We start from the raw sequence: 17,600 nt of genomic DNA, 5'->3' as shown, positions 1-17,600 counted from the left end.
ATCCGGAAAAAGCGATCGTAATTAATGTTTTCTAAATAATTGAGTAGTTTTCTGAGGTCGATCTTTATTCTTTTCCGAAAGTTCCGACTTTTTATGAAATTTGCGATCGCAAACCTTTTAAAATAAATCCCGTGTAGTCCAGCCAACAGCCATCCGGATTGACTTGTCATACACTAGAATTTTGAGATCGAGCGATCGATTCAGGGGGGAGCGATCGCCTGTTGCTTTTCAACTTTAAAATAGCAACCAATCTCATTGATTATTATTGTCATTGAGAAAATGCTTTCGTTCACCTCAACTTAACCCTTATGCGTAAAACTAAAATCATCTGCACTCTCGGTCCTGCGAGTTCCGACTACGAAACCATTAAAGCAATGGTAGAAGCAGGAATGGATGTGGCGCGGTTGAACTTTTCTCATGGCGACCATAGCACCCATCAAAAAAACATCGAAACCTTACGCCAAATCTCTCTCGAACTCGACAAACCGATCGCCATCCTTCAAGACTTACAAGGTCCCAAAATTCGGGTTGGCGATATGGAAGAAGGAACCGTCCTCGAAGCGGGTCAAAAAACTACCATTACTATGCAAAACGTGGTAGGAAATGCTCAAAAATTTAGCTCTACTTATAAAGGATTGTCCGGCGATATCAACGAAGGCGATACGATCCTGATCGATGACGGCTTAATTTGCATTCAAGCGGATCGCGTTTTGAATAACGAAATTTACGGCACCGTCGTGCATGGAGGAGCGCTCAAAAGTCACAAAGGGATTAACTTGCGTCACTCTTCAATTTCGACGCCAGCACTCACGGACAAAGATATTAAAGACCTCGATTTTGGCTTGAGTGAAGATGTCGATTACGTGGCGCTTTCTTTTGTGCGCGAAGCGTCCGATCTCAAGGAAGTCAAAGGCGCCGTCAGACGCAAAGATAAACAGGCCCATGTCGTCGCTAAAATCGAACGTCACGAAGCGATAGAAGATTTAGAACAAATAGTGATGACGGCGGATGCAGTCATGGTGGCGCGCGGCGATTTGGGGGTCGAAATTCCCTTAGACCGCGTACCGATGCTGCAAAAAACAATTTTGCAAAGCTGTCGAATGCATCTCAAACCCGCGATTACCGCGACCCAAATGCTAGAGTCGATGATTCACAATCCCCGTCCGACTCGCGCGGAAGTTTCTGATATCGCCAACGCGATTTTAGATGGTACGGATGCGCTGATGCTCTCGGGAGAAACTGCGGTGGGAAACTATCCGGTAGAAGCGGTGCGAACGATGGCGCGAATTGCAGAAACCACGGAAGCTCGCCTGACTGCTTCCCATCAATATCTCAACGGCTTTGAAGATGAAGGAATCGGTAATTCCGTGGTGTATGCGGCGTGTCGCTTGGCGGAAAATCTCAAAGCTAAGGCCATTATTTGTTTTACTGAAAGCGGATTTACCGGACGTTTGCTCTCGAAATATAGACCGATGATTCCGGCCATTGGAGTGACGACCGATGCTTTTGTAGAACGTCGTTTGGCTCTCTATTGGGGATTGCAATCGATTTGTTTAGAAGAAGTCACCAATACCGATGAAATGATTTTGCAGGTCGAACAAGCGGTGGTCAAACGCCGCTTTGTCGAACGAGGGGATTTGGTGGTGATTATTGCTGGATTACCTCTTCCAATTACTGGGGTGACGAATTTGATTAAAGTCCATCGCATCGGCGAAAGTTATGCAATTTAGCTCTATTTTTTCCTTAATTTGAGAATTCAAATAAGAGCGTGACGGTTGCGATAAACAAAGCGCAATAGACAAAGCGCGATCGCTACAGTTCGGGCGATCGCGCTCTGATATGATTAAAAATGGCAGGACAGGTGGTAAGCGTTATTAACTACTTTGTTCCTCGGCGAGCATTGTAGACAAAAGAAAAAGAGCCGAGGGAGGGAATCGAACCCCCAAACTTAGGGAAATGCTCCACAAGTGCAATCCAGTGCGGTAATTCAACCTTACACAGTTCCTGCCATATTTTGGCTTTTGTAACGTTCTCTTCAGTTATAAAGGAAGAGACCCAAAAAGGAAAGTTGAGTGGATGTCGTCGGGAAGGAAGGATTGAAATAAGGACAGGCGGTCAGCATAACGGCGTTCCGAGACTGTTAACTACAGTTTTTCCTAACTTGGAATCAGGTTGGTGTGTAACGCCGCACCTAACTCAGTTCCTTATGTAATACAGTGTAGTACGATCCTGGGAAGATGTCAAGGGTTGGGAGCTAAATTTTGCTAAAAAGCTCCATTTTTTGGGTGGAATGGGTGAGGTAAAAAAAGCGGTCTAGATGACCGCTTGAGAAGCATAAATCGGTTTTAATGAGTTAAATCAAATGGCGTTATTTTCCATATTTTGATAGAAAAATTGCGCCATCTGTAGGGGTATTTTTTTGCCCCTACGGTTTTCTTCGCTTCATTGCATCGCATATCTCTAATTGAGATACTCCGGTTTGGCGAAGAGAGAAGCATAGATGAGTTCGTCATCAGCTTCGACAAATTGTCCGGCAAACTGGTCGCCGATCGCCGTTTTTAAACGCAGATTGAGAAAGCGTTCTTCTTCTCGAACTTCAAAGGTTTGTTGCGGCGTTTTGGCTAAATTTTCCTGCACGGTTTGTTGCAACTGCTGGCGACTGGCTTGCAGGCTTTCGCGCAGTTCGCCGAGGCTTTTAACGGGGAACGGTTCGGCAATCGGTTTGCGAACTGCTTCGTCCTTAAAAGCGGCGACGCCATAGCAAAAACAAACTAACGGCATCCACAGTTCTTGGAAATAAGCCGCCGTGGGTGCAATTTCAATCCCGGCGAGTTTGTCATCGAGAAAGAATAACGCCCCGGTTTGACCGTTCAAGTATTCCAAACGGCTTTGATATTGGGTTAAAAAGCCCCGTTTGCGGGTAATAATTTGTTCGAGGTGACCGCGATCGCTCAAGCCAAAATCGCGATTGAGTTCGGAAATTTTACCCCACAATTTGCTATAAGAGGCTTGGTGGCGAACCTCCAGGGCGGGAGATCGCAATTGCAGGGGTAAAATAAAGAACCACTGTTCGCGACCTTCTAAATATCCGCCTTGGGATTCTTGAACGCAGCACGCATCCTCAAACATCAGTTTTTGTCCGGCAGCAATAAAGGCGGACCGACACAAAGCGTGGTTTTGCGCTTGGTCTTGAACGTAACCGATATGCAACGGGACGATCGCCACGCCTTCGCGGCTGGGATTGGACAGTTCGACACTGCCGTATCCGGCGACCCGATTTAATTTTAAACCGCTTAAAGGACTGGTAAATTGTCCCGGACGATCGCCTCCAAAAATAGGAACGACACTCAGGCGACCGGAGACTTGGGGCGCGCCAAATTGGTAGCGGGACAGGTCGAAAGTTTGGGGAACTAATTGTTGACAATCCATAGGTTGACCCCCTCAATATCTTAAAAAATGTTGGGTGGTGAAGGGGCGATCGCCCGATCGCCCCAAGTGAGCGTCAAGCCACTTTTTCGAGTTGTCGGTCGAGCCATTGTTCGACAATTTCCAGTTTTTTCAATAAGAACTGGTGAATCGTTCGCTCGCCTTTTTCGCCTTCAACAAAGCTGAAGAGCGCAACTAACACCCCTTCAAAGTCTTCTTGATGCCAAAACTCAAATTGGGGTAAATTGGGCGCGTTGCGGCGCAAACTCAAATCGTCGTTAGGACTGAATTTGCTATGGCAAAACACCACGGGGTTTTGAATGCCCAATTGCGTAAACGTGGCCGTAACTCGGGCTAAATCGCCGGGATAGGTGTTCTCGTAGCCGTCGGAGACGATCGCCACCAGATCCGGTTGACTTTCGATCGCGGCGATCGTCGCCATTGCCAAATCGCTCGGCCCTTGGGGCTGGGGTAACGTACCGGAACCGCCGACGGGAAAGACTGCCAGGCGATCGCAACGGCGTTGTAACACCCGTTGGAAAGCCACGGACTGGGCGATCGCGCAATATTCCCGCTCGCCATAGCCCCGGGTGGAGGCGGACGCATCGAGGACCACGGCGACCTTGCCCTCGAAGTACGGTAGGGGACGGGCGGCGGCTTCGACGTAAGCCTCCACCGCCCGTTCCAGTTCCGGAGAACTGCCGCCGCGATACAGGTGAACCAAGGTGGCGGCGATATCGCCGCGATTGGTGGCGGTCACGGTTTTCGGGCGTTCCGGTTCGCGATCGAGTTGTTCGGCGCGATCTCGGTGGGTCTGCTGGTACGCTCCCGTGGCGAGCGATCGCACGCCCCCGCGATAGAGGGCCGGAAACAGGCTCCCGACGCGCGCCGGGTCGCGGGCAAAACGCAGCAGGTTGCGCCGCACGTAGGTTTGACGGCTCCGTTCGCCCTCGGCGAGCCATTTGGCACAAGCCCGGGCGACATTTTTGCCGATCGCGTGTTCGAGACTGTCCGCAACTGCCGGACGGCGACTGCCGAGGAGGTCTTCAAACTGCGGATGGTTGAGGATGTAGCGCAAGATCGCTTTACGGGCGTGTTTGTGGTTGGCCCGTTCCCGTCGCAGGGCGAGAAATACGCGCAGGACGCGATCGGCACCGAGGGTTTCTAGGAGGATCCGGGTGACGCGATCGAGGGTTTGTCGCACGTTGTCGTCGAGACCGACACGAGAGGCGCGCAGCAGTTGGAATAAGACGCGCTCGCGCTGGACGGTTTGGACCCCTCCGGCTAGGGCTAACAGGGCGTACAGCTCGCTTTGGCGCTCGTAGAGCGTGCGATGCAGTGCTTCGTCGCTCCACTCGGGGGGTTGTCCGTTGTCGCGCAGGACGAAAGCTTCCGCGTGCGATCGCAGGTGGTTGAACACGGTCGCGAGGGTGTATGGGTTTCGCTCCATCTGCCGACCTCCTCTTGATGGGTATTTTAAAATTGGAATTTTAGATATTTGAGGTCTAAAAGCCCGATTTCTAAAAAATAGAAGGCTGCACTAAGGTCGTGCAGCTTCTCTAAAAACAGGAGAGCTATCCCTGCGTAATATGCATACTACATGCATATTACATTAATGTCAAGTCTACTCTTGTGGAGGAACGGAAGGCGGGGTAGATAAGGGTAAAGTCACTTTAAAAGTGGTGCCGAGGCCCACTTGTGTATCGACGGTAATTTCGCCGCCGTGTAAATCGACGCTGCGCTTGACGATCGCCAATCCCAATCCGGTGCCGGGTATATCGCCGACGTTGCTACAGCGATGGAATAACTCGAACAGGCGCGGTAAGTCTTCCGATTTGATGCCGATGCCGGAATCTTTGACCGTGAAAGCGATCTGGCGATCGTAATAATCGACGGTAAAGTTAACTCGACCGCCCGGGGGGGAATATTTGAGGGCATTGGAGAGTAAATTACTGAGGATTTGGCGTAAGAGTTTGGAGTCGAGACGCGGTGGGGGGGAATCGGGCCCGAGGCGGCGATCGTTTTGGAAAAATTTAATCTTGCGATCTTGGGTATTGACCAAGTGCAGTTCTTCGATCAAATTCTGACAAAATTTCTCAAGGTCGAGGGATTGCGGTTGAAAACTGATGCCGTTGGCTTCGCTGCGCCCGATGAATAAGACATCTTCGAGCAATTGAGTCATGTTGACGGCGGAATTTTGGATGCGATTGAGGGCTTGTCGTTTCTTTTCGAGGCGATCGACGGCAGATTCTTCGATATAGAATTCGAGTAAATCGGCAGAGGAGAGGATGGTCGTCAGGGGGGTGCGGAACTCGTGGGAGACCATCGAGATAAAACGGGTTTTGAGTTCCATGACTTCGCGTTCTTTGGCGATCGCCTGTCGTAATTGTTCTTCGGCGTGTTTGCGTTCGGTAATATCTTCGGCAATTCCGGCGACGCGGTAGATTTCGCCGGACTCGTCGCGAATCGGGAAGCCGCGATCGCGAATCCAGCGAATCGACCCGTCCGGTCGGACGATGCGATATTCCAAATCGAGGCAATCGAGGCGATGGAGAGCCGCCCAGAGGCGATCGCGGTCTTCCGGGTGGACCGCTTCAAACCGGGCGGCAGGATTGCGGTAGAGGTCTTGGCAGGTCAATCCCCAAATCTGTTCGTAAGCGGGACTGACGTAGAGAAGTTCTCGACCGTGGCGATCGCCGATCCAAAAGACCGCCTCGATATTTTCCGCCAACTGGCGAAAGCGTTCCTCACTCGATCGCAACGCCGCTTCTGCTTGCTTGCGTTCGGTAATATCCCGTCCGACGGCTTGAAACTCGCTCAAGCGACCTCGTTCGTCAAAAATTGCCCGTTCGGTCCACTGTTGGGTGCGAATCGTGCCGTCGGGCATCACGATCCGATGTTCCCGACTGACCACGGGGGTTTCGCCGACATCGAGGGGTTCGTGGGGGATGAGGGGAACTAAAGAGCCATCCATCAGTTGTTCCCGTTCGACGTTGAAATAGCGGCAGTAGGCATCGTTGACGAAGGTGAGGCGCCCGTTCGGGGCGAAGCGACAGATCAGTTCGGTTTGATCTTCGACGATCGCCCGATAACGCGCCTCGCTTTTGCGTAACGCCGCTTCGGCCCCGATCCGTTCTTGATGCAGGGAAATTGCTGCCGCCGCCGCTTTTAAGAGGGAGACTTCCGACTCGGACCAGGGGCGGGCTTCGCGGGCGTTGTCGAACCCGATAAAACCGAAAAATTCACCGTTGACGATTAAGGGCAATATTAAAATCGAACGCACCCCCGCCGCTTCTAACATGTGGCGTTCGGCGTGGGAAAAATCGCTGCTGATTCCGGCGACGGTTTCGCCGTGCGTCAGGTGGTGTAGCCAGCGAGCGGGGAATTGGATCAGGCGATCGCGCCACTGGCGATCGCAGATTCTCGAACTGCTTGCCTCGGGGGCATCGGTCTCGCTGGCGGACCAATCGGCGAGACAGACGGCGCGATCTTCTAAGGGGGGGCAATTCTCCGCCCGACTCCCTAGGCGAACGTCCCCAGTGGAGGGCGAGGGGATCTGGAATAAATATACTCGGGTGGCGCCTGCAGCTTTTCCCAAGGGTTCGAGGACTTCTGGATAGGGCGATCGCTCCAAGTCGCGCGCCGGGCGATCGCCTTGAAACGCCAGCAAGCGACGTTGCACTTCAACTAAGGTGGCCAGTTGCTGGTTGGCTTGACTCAACTCTCGGGTGAGGTGATGCAAGCGCAAAGCGGCGCGCACGCGAGCCAAGAGTTCTTCAGCTTCGACGGGTTTGGAGAGAAAATCGTCCGCTCCGGTATCTAAGCCTTTGACGCGATCGTCTACTTCTTCACGAGCGGTGAGCAGGATGAAAAACATCGTCGCCAGTTGCGGGTCCGCTTTCACTTGGCGACAGACTTGCAAACCGTCGAGGACGGGCATCATCCAGTCGCAAATCATCAGATCCGGATGTTCTGCTCGGGCACGCTGCAAGCCTTCTTGTCCGTTGAGGGCGACCGAAACTTGATGTCCTTCGCTTTCGAGTAAGTCGCGTAACACGAGTTGAACGGTGAGATCGTCATCGACGATTAAAATTTTGGCCATAGTAAAGCTGGAATTGAAGTGCAAAGCAGGGAGACGATCGAGGCGCCCGGGGGAAACGCTCTCGTGTCTCTTGCATCTCTGAAGAAATAACGTAGTCAGTCAAGATTTAGGCTGGTCAGCTAACTAGAAGGTGAGGCATCAAGCCCCGTCACTGGGGTGCGGGGTACTGACACTCGATCGCCTGTCTTTAGCTATTTTGACAGGATGACAGCTTTTGTCGCACGATCGCCTCGGGAACCCTCCCGACCGACCGCGAGGAGAGACGGTGACGATCCTCGGGTCTCAAGGGGCGCGATCGCCGGTCCGGATGTGGGGCGCGGACTCTGGCATCGCGGGCGGTATTGCTAGCGGTCGTCACTCGCTCTCGGAGCGCGTATTTAAAAATAGTCCAAAAATAAAAAACCCCCCTAGGGCTGGGGGGCATGTCACACTCAGGGTGTCGAACAAATTCAGGGTGATCGCAATATCATTGTGGCTAAAACGGCCAATAAAGGGCATCAGCCAAATGGCTTAATTTGTTTCAGCGATCTTGCGGATGCCATGCAAGCTGTCGTCGAGTTAGATCGGGACTCAAGCGGGTCGATCTTGAGGTCGAGGTTGGAGTCTTCCCGCGATCGGTGAATTGGTTTCACATTTAGTTTGCAATCGCAATCTGTTTGCATCCCGGGGGGCGATCGCTAAACTCGACTCATCGGCAGGCGGATCTTATGCTTGCGTAAAATACGGAGAATTTGCGTCCCGCTTAACTCTATTCCCGTTTTTTTAGATAAATGAGTCGCGAGACGTTGACTGGTCCAATACTGACAGTCATATCCCAAGCTCTCGGGAGGGGTGTTGACTAAGTCTAATAAGGTTTGAATATAATTGTCGTCGGCTTTACGGTAGTTTCCCCGCTCTCTGCGGTCTCTGAGGCTCTCGATGTTATCCGGATCGCCGTGGACGCACCAATAGGCCACCGTTCGGTAAGAACAGCCTAAGAATTCGGCGATTTCTTCATAGGTTTTGCCGTCGTTTTGTAGCAGTAAAATTAAAGCGTGTTCGCGCAAGCGCGGGCAACTGTTTTCGCGAATGGCCGTCCGTAGCGCTTTTTTCTGTTCGGCAGTCAAAAAGTTTTTTGCTGGCATTGCCACTGAAAACCAGAATCCATCTAATTAGATTTTATGCTATTTAGATGTTATCTACAGGATTTGGCGATCTGATGAGGTACAGTGCCGATCCCCCCTATCCCCCCTTCGCCCCCCTTTCAAAGGGGGGTTGGGGGGATTTCGGGAGCAACGAGGAAAGTAGGGGTTTGGTAACCAAACCCCTACCTGGCGAGGGGGATTTAGGGCGTGTCATCAATTATGTAGGTTGACAAAAGTGACCAAATGTGGAGGAAAGCGCCTGCGGACATTTAAGCCAGCCAAATCACGGATGCAGCCAGGTAAATGCCACCCAGGAAGTTCACCGAGCGCTTGTCATAACGAGTGGCAATCCCTCGATACTGTTTGAGCTTGGCAAAGAAGTTTTCCACCAGATGTCGGGTTTGATACAAGAATCGATCGTAATCGTGGGCTTGTTTTCGATTCTTTTTCGAGGGAATGACGACTTCAATCCCTCGCTCGTGCAACGGTTGTCTGACTCGTTCGTCGGCATCGTAAGCTTTATCCGCTAGCAGTGCCTGGACTTCCACTGATGGTAGCAACCGCTCGGCACCGACTAGATCACTGGCCTGACCGGGAGTTAAAAAAAAGATATGGGATTCCCCAAAGCATCCACCACCGCATGAATTTTCGTACTCAACCCGCCTCGGCTACGACCGATATTTTCCTCTTCGGCTGAACTCCCTGATGCTCCAGCACTGTGCTGATGCGCTCGCACAATGGTGGAATCGATGGCAGCATATTCGTTATCGGCTTCCTCGCAGAGGACTTGGAAAACGCGCTCCCACACCCCAGTTTTTGACCAGCGAGTGAAGCGTGTGTGGACGACTCGAAAATCCCCAAAGCGTTCGGGAAGATCTCGCCAAGGAATCCCTGCTCGAAAGCGATACAACACGGCTTCGACGAATAAACGGTTATCTTTAGCTGTGACCCCAACTGTACCCGGACGACCCGGAAGCAGGTGTTCAATGCGTTGCCATTGGTCGTCTCGTAAAGCGTAACGCCGTTTCATCCCGGTTTTGAGCTATCTTGAGTGAACGGGTAGCAGGCTACACACATTTCACTATTTTTGTCAATTTTCTTAATTGATGACAGACCCTAGATTTTTAGATTTTAGATTCGGGCCGTGGGCCGTTGGGAATTTGCATTTTTTCCCTTTCCCCTTTTGCCGTTTGCCTCAACCTGCACGATCGCGCCGTGGCGTAGAATAAAAAACTGCAAAAACAATCACGATCGGGGCAAAAGGTGGACGCGATGACAACTGACGACATTCAACCCAAACTCATTATTCATGGAGGGGCGGGGAGTTCGCTGCAAGGGAAAGGCGGCGCCCGGGCGGTGAGAGAATCGCTTTCTAAAATTGTTGAAGAAGTCTATCGCTTGTTGGGTGAAGGGGCGAGTGCGGTCGATGCGGTCGTGCGTGGTTGTCAATTACTCGAAGACGATCCGCTTTTCAATGCGGGGACGGGTTCGGTGTTGCAGTCCGACGGACAAATTCGCATGAGTGCGGCTTTAATGGACGGCGAGAAACAGTCATTTAGCGGCACGATCAACGTGGCGCGGGTGAAAAATCCGATCGATCTGGCTCGGTTTTTACAAACTTGTCCCGATCGCGTATTGTCCGATTACGGTGCGGCGGAACTGTTAAGGGAATTGCAACTGCCTCCGTTCGATCCCCTGACCGATCGCCGCTTGCAAGAATGGATCGAAGAGCGTAAAGATAATTTTTCGCGATCGATGGCGAATGTGGTCGCCGAGTCCGAGTCTGCCGGACGGGGAACGATCGGAGTCGTTGCGTTAGACGGCGAGGGGCGCTTGGCGGCGGGAACCTCCACGGGAGGCAAAGGATTCGAGCGCATCGGACGGGTGAGCGATTCGGCGATGCCTGCGGGCAATTACGCCACCGGGAAAGCGGGGGTCAGTTGTACGGGAATTGGGGAAGATATTATCGATGAATGTTTGGCGGCGCGCATTGTCATCCGGGTGACCGACGGCTTGGGCATCGCGACGGCGTTCGAGCGCTCCTTTGCGGAAGCCCAACGCAACGGACGGGATTTAGGGGCGATCGGGATCGATGCGAACGGGGCGATCGCCTGGGGCAAAACCTGCGATGTCTTGCTCGCCGCTTACCACAATGGCGATCGCCTGGGAGACACCTTAGAAATGGGTAACGCTAACTTAATCGAATCGTGCTAGATCGATGTCTCGTTCTCACGATCTGACCTCAGTCAACCTTTGAGGCGTTCGGGGATTGTAGTGTTGTTCCACCGGGATTTCAATGACGAACTGACAACCTTGTCCCGGCTGAGAATAACACTGCAAGCGACCCCCATGTTTTTCGACCACGATCTGATAGCAAATCGACAAGCCCAACCCCGTTCCCTCGCCGATGCCTTTGGTCGTAAAAAATGGCTCGAATAAACGGTTTTGGATCTTTTCCGGGATACCCGGTCCGTTGTCTTCAATCGAGATCCGGATCCATTGGGACGAAATCGCTTCCGTGCTAATCCAAATCGTCGGCGTCCATTGTTCGTCCAGGTCTCCGGTCACGGCTAAGGCGCGGGAGCGATCGTGGAGGGCATCGATCGCGTTGCCCAAAATATTCATAAACACTTGATTGAGTTGGCTGGCAAAACATTCGACCGGGGGCAAGTTTGCATAGCGCTCCACCACTTGAATCCCGGGACGTTGCAGCTTCGCTTTCAAACGATTTTGCAAAATCAATAAAGTGCTGTCAATGCCTTCGTGAATCTTGACCGCTTTCATCTCGGCTTCGTCGAGGCGCGAGAAATTGCGCAAAGTCAAGACAATTTGGCGGATGCGTTCGGCTCCGAGCTTCATCGAGGCGAGGGTTTTGGGCAAATCCTCGACTAAAAATTCCAAGTCGATCTGCTCGGTGAATTCGTCGATTTCGCGATCGCCTCGGGAATAACGTTGCTGGTACAGACGGATTAAGGTGAGTAAATCGTTGGCGTAGTCGTTGGTATGGGTCAAATTGCCGTAAATGAAATTGACCGGGTTGTTGATTTCGTGGGCGACCCCCGCCACGAGTTGTCCCAAACTCGACATTTTTTCGGTTTGAATTAACTGCGCTTGGGTTTGTTTGAGTTCGGCGAGGGCTCGTTCGAGTTCGCGCGCTTGTTGGGTGGCGGTGGCGGCGAGTTCTTCTTGGCGCTTGAAGGCGAGTTGTAATTCAACTTCCGCTTGCTTGCGTTCGGTGACCTCGCGCAGGATGACGATATATTCGCGGGTATCCCAATTCGATCGCGCGGAAATCGAGACTTCGACGGTGCGCGGAACGCGGCGATCGCCTCCATCCGGGTGCGATGGCGCCAGGAGGTTTTCGTCGGCGAGCATCTGTTCGCACCGAGTCGGCCACTCTTCGGGAGAACCGCTCAGTCCGGGCAGGAATTGGGCGATCGCCATTCCTTCGAGTCTCTCCGACGACAAGCCGAGTAAGTCAGAACCTGCCGGATTGACCCGCACGATCGCCCCATTTTCGTCGAGAATGACGATCGCGTCGAGGGCCACGACAAATAAATGCTCTGCCGCTTCGCGCGCTTCGACAATCGAGCTGACCTGGGGCAAACTCGTCCAGCAGGCGATCGCCACCCCTACAAAAGCACCGCTCAACAACAACAATACGTACAGATCGCTGCCGACCTGAAAACTGCTGTTGTCAATTTCCATGCGCACCAACCAACCGACGGTCAGCGCCCCACAGACTAACAGCAGCACGACCCCCACTTGCAAAACGGCAAAATCCAGCACCAGTTCCCGATGGCGTTGGCGGTAGCGCTCCATCCACCATTGTGGTTGGAAGATCCGCAAGCGACTGCGGCGCATCCAACGATCTACGACTAAAATTGTCGGCGCGAGTAACAGTCCCATCACCCAGTAATTCCATCCCCACGCCAAACCGCCGACGACCATCACGGTCGTTTCGACGATCAGGAACATCAGGGACAGACGGGGCCATTTGGCTTCGGGGCGATCGCGGTTGAGCCACAAGCTCAAATGTACTGCCATCATCGAGGAGAGATAGCCCGTCCCGGTCACCATCACTACGTGAGAGACATCGCCCCACACCAGACAAATGAGGCTGAGCAAAAAGGTAAAGAGCAACCCCGGACCGAGAACCCCCCGAGGTGACACGACCCCGAACACGGGGGAGAGATAGCCGTCGCGCGCTAACTGGTACAAGACGCGCGGCGAGTTGGAAACGGCGGTCGCCGAACTGAGCAAACATCCGGCAGATAGGAGAAAGGTAACCAGGGTCGAGGTAGCCGACCCCCAAAAGGGCTTCCCTGCGGCTACGAGATGTAAAAAGGTATTCTCTCCCAATCCCGGCGCGGTGGCCAAGCGCATCAACACCCACGAACCCCCGATGTAAACGACGGGGAGGAGGATCGCGGCAAAGGATAAGGCTTTGAGGGTACTCTGGGGGCGGCGACTGTCGGCGACGAAGGACGAGGCGGTTTCGCAGCCGTAAACGGCATAAACGGCGAGGAAAAACCACTTACACCATTCCACCGGATCGAATCCGGACCAGTCATGGGGCATCAGTCCGGGGGTGAGCGGTCCGAAGCTCAGCCAGCCGATCCCTTGCACGGAAAAGGCCAATAACAAGCCGATCGCCGGAATCACGAAACAGAGGTGCAAGATAGCTAAGGTACGGATTCCACTGAAGGCAACGATGTAGGCGATCGCGGTAAATCCTATTCTTAATACGGTTTCTGGGGTGTAAATGCCGACGGGATCTAAGTTGGCTTTGACTAAATCCGTGAGGATGATCGCGTTCATCGGGGGAACGGAGACCCATCCGAGCCAATATCCGATCGCCCCGTAGCGCGCGATGAGGGGATAGTTCGCCAACAGTCTCGCGGCGTAATTGGGGGTGCCGCCGGACATCTCGGGCCAGTGGGTTCCCAGACCCTTGACTTGCAGGTTGAGTAAAAAACCGACGATTGCCCCAGGGAGCCAGACGAAGATCGCGCGATCGCCTAATGCTGCGTGCATGGCGGGAGCCGGACCGAGCCACAGTAACAGTCCGCTCAATCCAAATCCCCAGGTTTCTAAAGAACTCAAGCTCCGTTTAAGCTGTAGTGATGGCAATCTCTTGGTTTCCATGTTCAAATTCTTGTTTCCGGTCAGGAGGATGTCACCTCGAATGTTCTTCCTTACAGGAATCTCGGTTCTAATGTCCGTCGAATTCTAAATTCCAATAGTTCTCAGCCCGCGTGCGGCGATCGCCGATCGTCGTGTGGTGTTTTCCTCCAGCTCTTGAGAAAAATGGCGATTTTTGGGCGAGTACCGGGGGAATAGCTTGTTTTTTGGGGTGTTGCCGATGATTCATGACTGGTTCGAGAACTTTTTTATTTGTTTGTGGATCTCAGTGATGCACCCCCTCAATCGATCTTGTTGTGCTGACGATTTTGTTAATGTTACATTTGTAACAATTTTCGAGCGTAAAAAAAACTTTTATAGATTGATTCTCTTTTAAATCTTTGAAGGGGCTTTTTCAGAACAGGCTTGACATTCGTCGTTGATTTCTATGGGTTATCCGAGTTAAGGCGATCGCTTCCCCCCCAGTTGAGTTCGCCTTCGATCCATTCTAGAGTTGGGGTTTCCCCGGTGGCGATCGTCCCTATTTTTTCAGATTTAAATCTCCTCAAACGGCGCGATCGTTGCCTTTTACCTTACGAGCGATCGATGTTAATGTTTCTAATCTAATTGATAAGTTGACAGGCAATCCGCACCTAAAAAAGCACAAAAAAACGCCCCCGGAGAGGCGTTTTTTAATTAACAGAGATGATTAACAGAGATGACGAGCCACTCTGTTGTCATGACGGTTTAGCTCATCGCCGCGCGGGAGCGATCGTAGGATAAGCGGAAGGTGGGATGCACTTTCCCTTGAATGCGATTCCAATAACCGGAAACGTCACCCGCCAGGCCCACTTCACTCGCCAAACGGCTCAACATCGACTGTTGGCGCTTTTTAATGGCGCGGCAGTTACTCATCATCAACGAGCGTGCTTTATCTTCAAACAGACTCGCAGATCCCGCAGGCGCCACGGAGGGAACGGCGATCGGTTGGCGGACGGGAACCGTCGGCGCTTGCTCGGCGCTGCCATAGGCGACGCCGCGATACATTAACTCGACGGTCGGTTGCTGGACGGGCGCTTTCTTGAGGTTGCAGAAGCGCCAATCCAATCCTCGGTATTTCCCGGCGAGTTCGCCTTCGGTGGTTTCAATGGTTGGGGGGGTGTATTCGTAGCTAACACCGCGATAAGTCAGTTTCATGCGCTTGAACTCCTTTCGTTTCAATGAAGTCAGGCGCGTTCCTTCGGGATAACTCCCTACTTCCGTCTTCCCTAAACCTCTTTTTGAAGCTTAACTCTCAAGACGTTTAAGAAAGATGAACGATTTTTCTTGTCTGTAGCCATTTTTACAGTTTTTTCTGGGGATGTCAAGTATCGATATGCACTCGGGCAGGGATTTCTTGCGACGATCGCCCCCCGAGGGCGACAAACGGAGCGACAGCATACGAACGGTTGGATGGTTCTCTATGGCTTGATTTCAGGGCGATCGCCCGACCCAAAAGTAAAAAACAGACACCCGTGACGAGTATCTGTTCAAAAAATGTTAAAAAATACGAAGGCTCGCGATCGCTTCGGTATTAATGAGCCGAACCGTTACCGTGATACTTGTCCGTGTCGTAAAAACCGTTTTTCGTCCCGAAAAACAAACAGGCGATCGTAAAGACAACGCTCAAAATCGGCAGAATTAACTTGATATCCATATCACTCCTAAAACACGAAAACGAAACAACCAAGAGCATCGCACTCCACCTCCCATTCTAAAACCCCCCAAATCCCCCGTCTACGCTTCGCGTCAAGGGCTGTTGGCAATCCTAACCACCAAAACCCCCTAACGAGGTTTGGCTGAATCCGATCGCCCCTTGAGACGCTTGAATCGCCGATTGGGAAAACACTTGGAACGCCTTGCGAATTTCGCTTTCCTGATTTCCCGGCGTCAGAATCCAGCGATCGCGAATCCCCATTTCGCGGAAAACTTGCCGAAAATCCGTGCTGCCGTCGTCAATCCCCATCGCGGCAATAATATGATTTTCCGTCATCAGCATATCTTTAACCAGAGCTTCCACCGTATTCGCCCGCGCCCGCACGGAATGGAGATCGGCGCCGTCGGAAATAATTAACGTCACCGTTCGCACCGGAACCCCATTATCGGCAAACTCCTGGGATTTGGCGAGCACCGTTCCCAAGATCGCGACCGTTTGGTCGTATAGGGGCGTGCCTTTATCCGGATGGTAGTTGCGATCGTCCATCCGCACGGCGTGAGAGAGCGGACAGTAGGGATACAATAAAAATCCGTTAAGATAGCGATTGTGAATGAGGATATTATCTTTCTGTTTCGAGGCGATCAAAGCATCGATAACTGCATTGTGACCGTCGCAAACCGCTTGTGTATTGCCGTTGTAGGCGATCGATCCCGAGTCGTCAGGCATGATGGTGACTAACACCACCTCAGACGCCATCACGTCATCGACATCGATTCCCAAACCCGCTTGAATTTGGGCGCCGATATCGACCACATTGAGCGCTTGCATGGAGGCATTGGAAAGCAAACCCTCATCGTGGGCGCTTTGGAATAAGGAATTGAGATCGGGTGTTTGGCTCATGATCTTGTTGGGTTGAGGAGTTAGAAGGTTGGGGGAGGGAAGAAGGCAAACGGTGCAAGGAAGGAGGGCAAAAGTTAGATATCTTTTGTTTCCCGATTCCCGACTTCCTCTCCCCCTCACACACTTATAATAAATCCGGCCAAGAATCGATCGCCTCGGTGGATTTGACCAGGTGCATTCCTGCCTTAGAAAAGCGATCGAACGCCGCATCGGCTTGGTCTGTGAAGTCCACCACCCCGGGAACGACAACGGGTGAGGTGCAATCTTCTAAAAGATAAACTTTCTGGGCTAATTTCGGATCTTGGGCTTGAATTTCCGTGAGTAAATCGTCAATAGTCCAGGCAACACAATGACTTTTTGCTTGACCTGCAATAATCACCGCATCGTAGTCGAGCAGTTTTTGAATAAAGCGAGTATTTTTTTGGGCGATGGGACGACCTTGAGAATCTTCGAGAACTTCCGGACGCAACACGGAGTAATTTTCAGTGAGGGGATTGCCGCCTTTAATTTCATATTGGGTTTGACTGTTGCGCGCCATATTGTGGAAAAACATCGCTTCTTCTAAGGCGGAAACGAGGGCGTGACCGATCCCCCCCAACATGGAATGATAGGGCCAAATGGTCAGGGGATATTTACTATCGAGATTTAATTTTTTGACATAGTGCAGGGCGTAATTTTGCAAGGCCATATAGTTACCGCCTGCGATGCTGTAGGCGATCGCGGGATTCACTTTCCACAGGCCATTTTCGACGTTTTCCATCGAGATTTGGGTCATCGGTTCGGGATTTTCTCCAGCATCGTTGACCCAAAATACGGGATGGAAAATTTGCATGGCGGTGTGGGTGTCCATGGTCGGCGCGATCGCGGTAATGATGCCCAAATTGCGATAGATAAATTCGCAAAGTCGGATATTATCTTGGACGGCACCCGTCCCACTCCGACCGCCGACAAATAATTCAAATTTGGGAATGCAAAATGTATTTTGAACGTCGATCGCCATCAAACAAATTCGGGTTCGATCTTTGGCGGCGGGTTCGAGGTTATATTGTTGCGCCCAATGTTTGGCATCCATGGCCCGTTGTTGATAGAGGACGCGCCAGACATCGCCGACTTTTTGGCGATCGAAGTGAGGGGGAATGGGGAGTTGATGAGTCATGGTTGAGGATTGAGGATAAATTGTTTTAAGTCTCGATCGGTTGGCGTCGATCGGATGCAAGTTTGCTAAGGG

Annotated in this window: 13 protein-coding genes and 1 riboswitch; of the genes, 2 read left to right on the top strand and 11 right to left on the bottom strand. The window is 52.1% G+C overall.

Annotated features, from left to right (window positions below; all coding sequences use genetic code 11):
• The first annotated feature begins 308 nt into the window (after window positions 1-308).
• Complete coding sequence (gene pyk / locus JJD41_RS01145) at window positions 309-1,730, top strand: pyruvate kinase (RefSeq protein ID WP_200664351.1); 1,422 nt, start codon at window positions 309-311, stop codon at window positions 1,728-1,730.
• Between the two features lie 730 nt (window positions 1,731-2,460).
• Here the strand turns inward: pyk and JJD41_RS01140 are convergent.
• The 5 genes from JJD41_RS01140 to JJD41_RS01120 form a co-directional block, all read right to left on the bottom strand.
• Window positions 2,461-3,429, bottom strand: coding sequence for an ARPP-1 family domain-containing protein (locus JJD41_RS01140; protein WP_200664350.1), 969 nt, complete (start codon window positions 3,427-3,429; stop codon window positions 2,461-2,463).
• A gap of 73 nt (window positions 3,430-3,502) precedes the next feature.
• Entirely contained in the window at window positions 3,503-4,876 is a 1,374-nt protein-coding gene (locus tag JJD41_RS01135) for a VWA domain-containing protein (protein WP_200664349.1), read from the bottom strand.
• 174 nt (window positions 4,877-5,050) lie between these two features.
• The gene (locus JJD41_RS01130; RefSeq protein WP_200664348.1) at window positions 5,051-7,528 is read right to left on the bottom strand and encodes a PAS domain S-box protein; all 2,478 of its coding nucleotides are present in this window, start codon (window positions 7,526-7,528) and stop codon (window positions 5,051-5,053) included.
• A gap of 677 nt (window positions 7,529-8,205) precedes the next feature.
• Window positions 8,206-8,652: a helix-turn-helix domain-containing protein gene (locus tag JJD41_RS01125; protein ID WP_200664347.1), complete on the bottom strand. Its 447-nt coding sequence runs from the start codon at window positions 8,650-8,652 to the stop codon at window positions 8,206-8,208.
• Window positions 8,653-8,921: 269 nt separating this feature from the next.
• Window positions 8,922-9,682, bottom strand: a protein-coding gene (locus JJD41_RS01120; protein WP_200664346.1) for an IS5 family transposase whose coding sequence is annotated in 2 segments (ribosomal slippage) — window positions 8,922-9,256 and window positions 9,256-9,682 — 762 coding nt in all. Because the reading frame shifts where the segments join, the coding sequence is not laid out codon by codon here.
• Between the two features lie 242 nt (window positions 9,683-9,924).
• Here JJD41_RS01120 and JJD41_RS01115 point away from each other — a divergent pair.
• A complete protein-coding gene (locus JJD41_RS01115) occupies window positions 9,925-10,866 on the top strand; it encodes an isoaspartyl peptidase/L-asparaginase (protein ID WP_200664345.1) in 942 nt (313 codons plus the stop codon).
• A gap of 15 nt (window positions 10,867-10,881) precedes the next feature.
• Here the strand turns inward: JJD41_RS01115 and JJD41_RS01110 are convergent, their stop codons facing one another.
• From JJD41_RS01110 to JJD41_RS01090, 6 genes are all read right to left on the bottom strand, one after another.
• Window positions 10,882-13,800: an ATP-binding protein gene (locus JJD41_RS01110; RefSeq protein ID WP_200664344.1), complete on the bottom strand. Its 2,919-nt coding sequence runs from the start codon at window positions 13,798-13,800 to the stop codon at window positions 10,882-10,884.
• Window positions 13,801-13,867: 67 nt separating this feature from the next.
• Window positions 13,868-14,026, bottom strand: a complete 159-nt coding sequence (locus tag JJD41_RS01105; protein WP_200664343.1) for a hypothetical protein — start codon at window positions 14,024-14,026, stop codon at window positions 13,868-13,870.
• Between the two features lie 497 nt (window positions 14,027-14,523).
• Window positions 14,524-14,973, bottom strand: a complete 450-nt coding sequence (gene gifA, locus JJD41_RS25585; protein ID WP_168568285.1) for a glutamine synthetase inactivation factor IF7A — start codon at window positions 14,971-14,973, stop codon at window positions 14,524-14,526.
• 32 nt (window positions 14,974-15,005) lie between these two features.
• Window positions 15,006-15,097: riboswitch (Glutamine riboswitch) on the bottom strand.
• A 252-nt stretch (window positions 15,098-15,349) separates the two neighbouring features.
• A complete protein-coding gene (locus JJD41_RS25170; RefSeq protein WP_255547199.1) occupies window positions 15,350-15,472 on the bottom strand; it encodes a hypothetical protein in 123 nt (40 codons plus the stop codon).
• A 111-nt stretch (window positions 15,473-15,583) separates the two neighbouring features.
• Window positions 15,584-16,372, bottom strand: a complete 789-nt coding sequence (locus tag JJD41_RS01095; RefSeq protein WP_200664342.1) for a hypothetical protein — start codon at window positions 16,370-16,372, stop codon at window positions 15,584-15,586.
• 124 nt (window positions 16,373-16,496) lie between these two features.
• Window positions 16,497-17,528, bottom strand: a complete 1,032-nt coding sequence (locus tag JJD41_RS01090; protein ID WP_200664341.1) for a cysteine hydrolase family protein — start codon at window positions 17,526-17,528, stop codon at window positions 16,497-16,499.
• Between the last annotated feature and the right edge of the window lie 72 nt (window positions 17,529-17,600).

The sequence above is a fragment of the Oxynema mangrovii CENA135 genome (assembly GCF_016632315.1).
Lineage (GTDB): Bacteria > Cyanobacteriota > Cyanobacteriia > Cyanobacteriales > Laspinemataceae > Oxynema > Oxynema aestuarii.
This window is presented reverse-complemented; position numbering and strand designations above follow the sequence as displayed.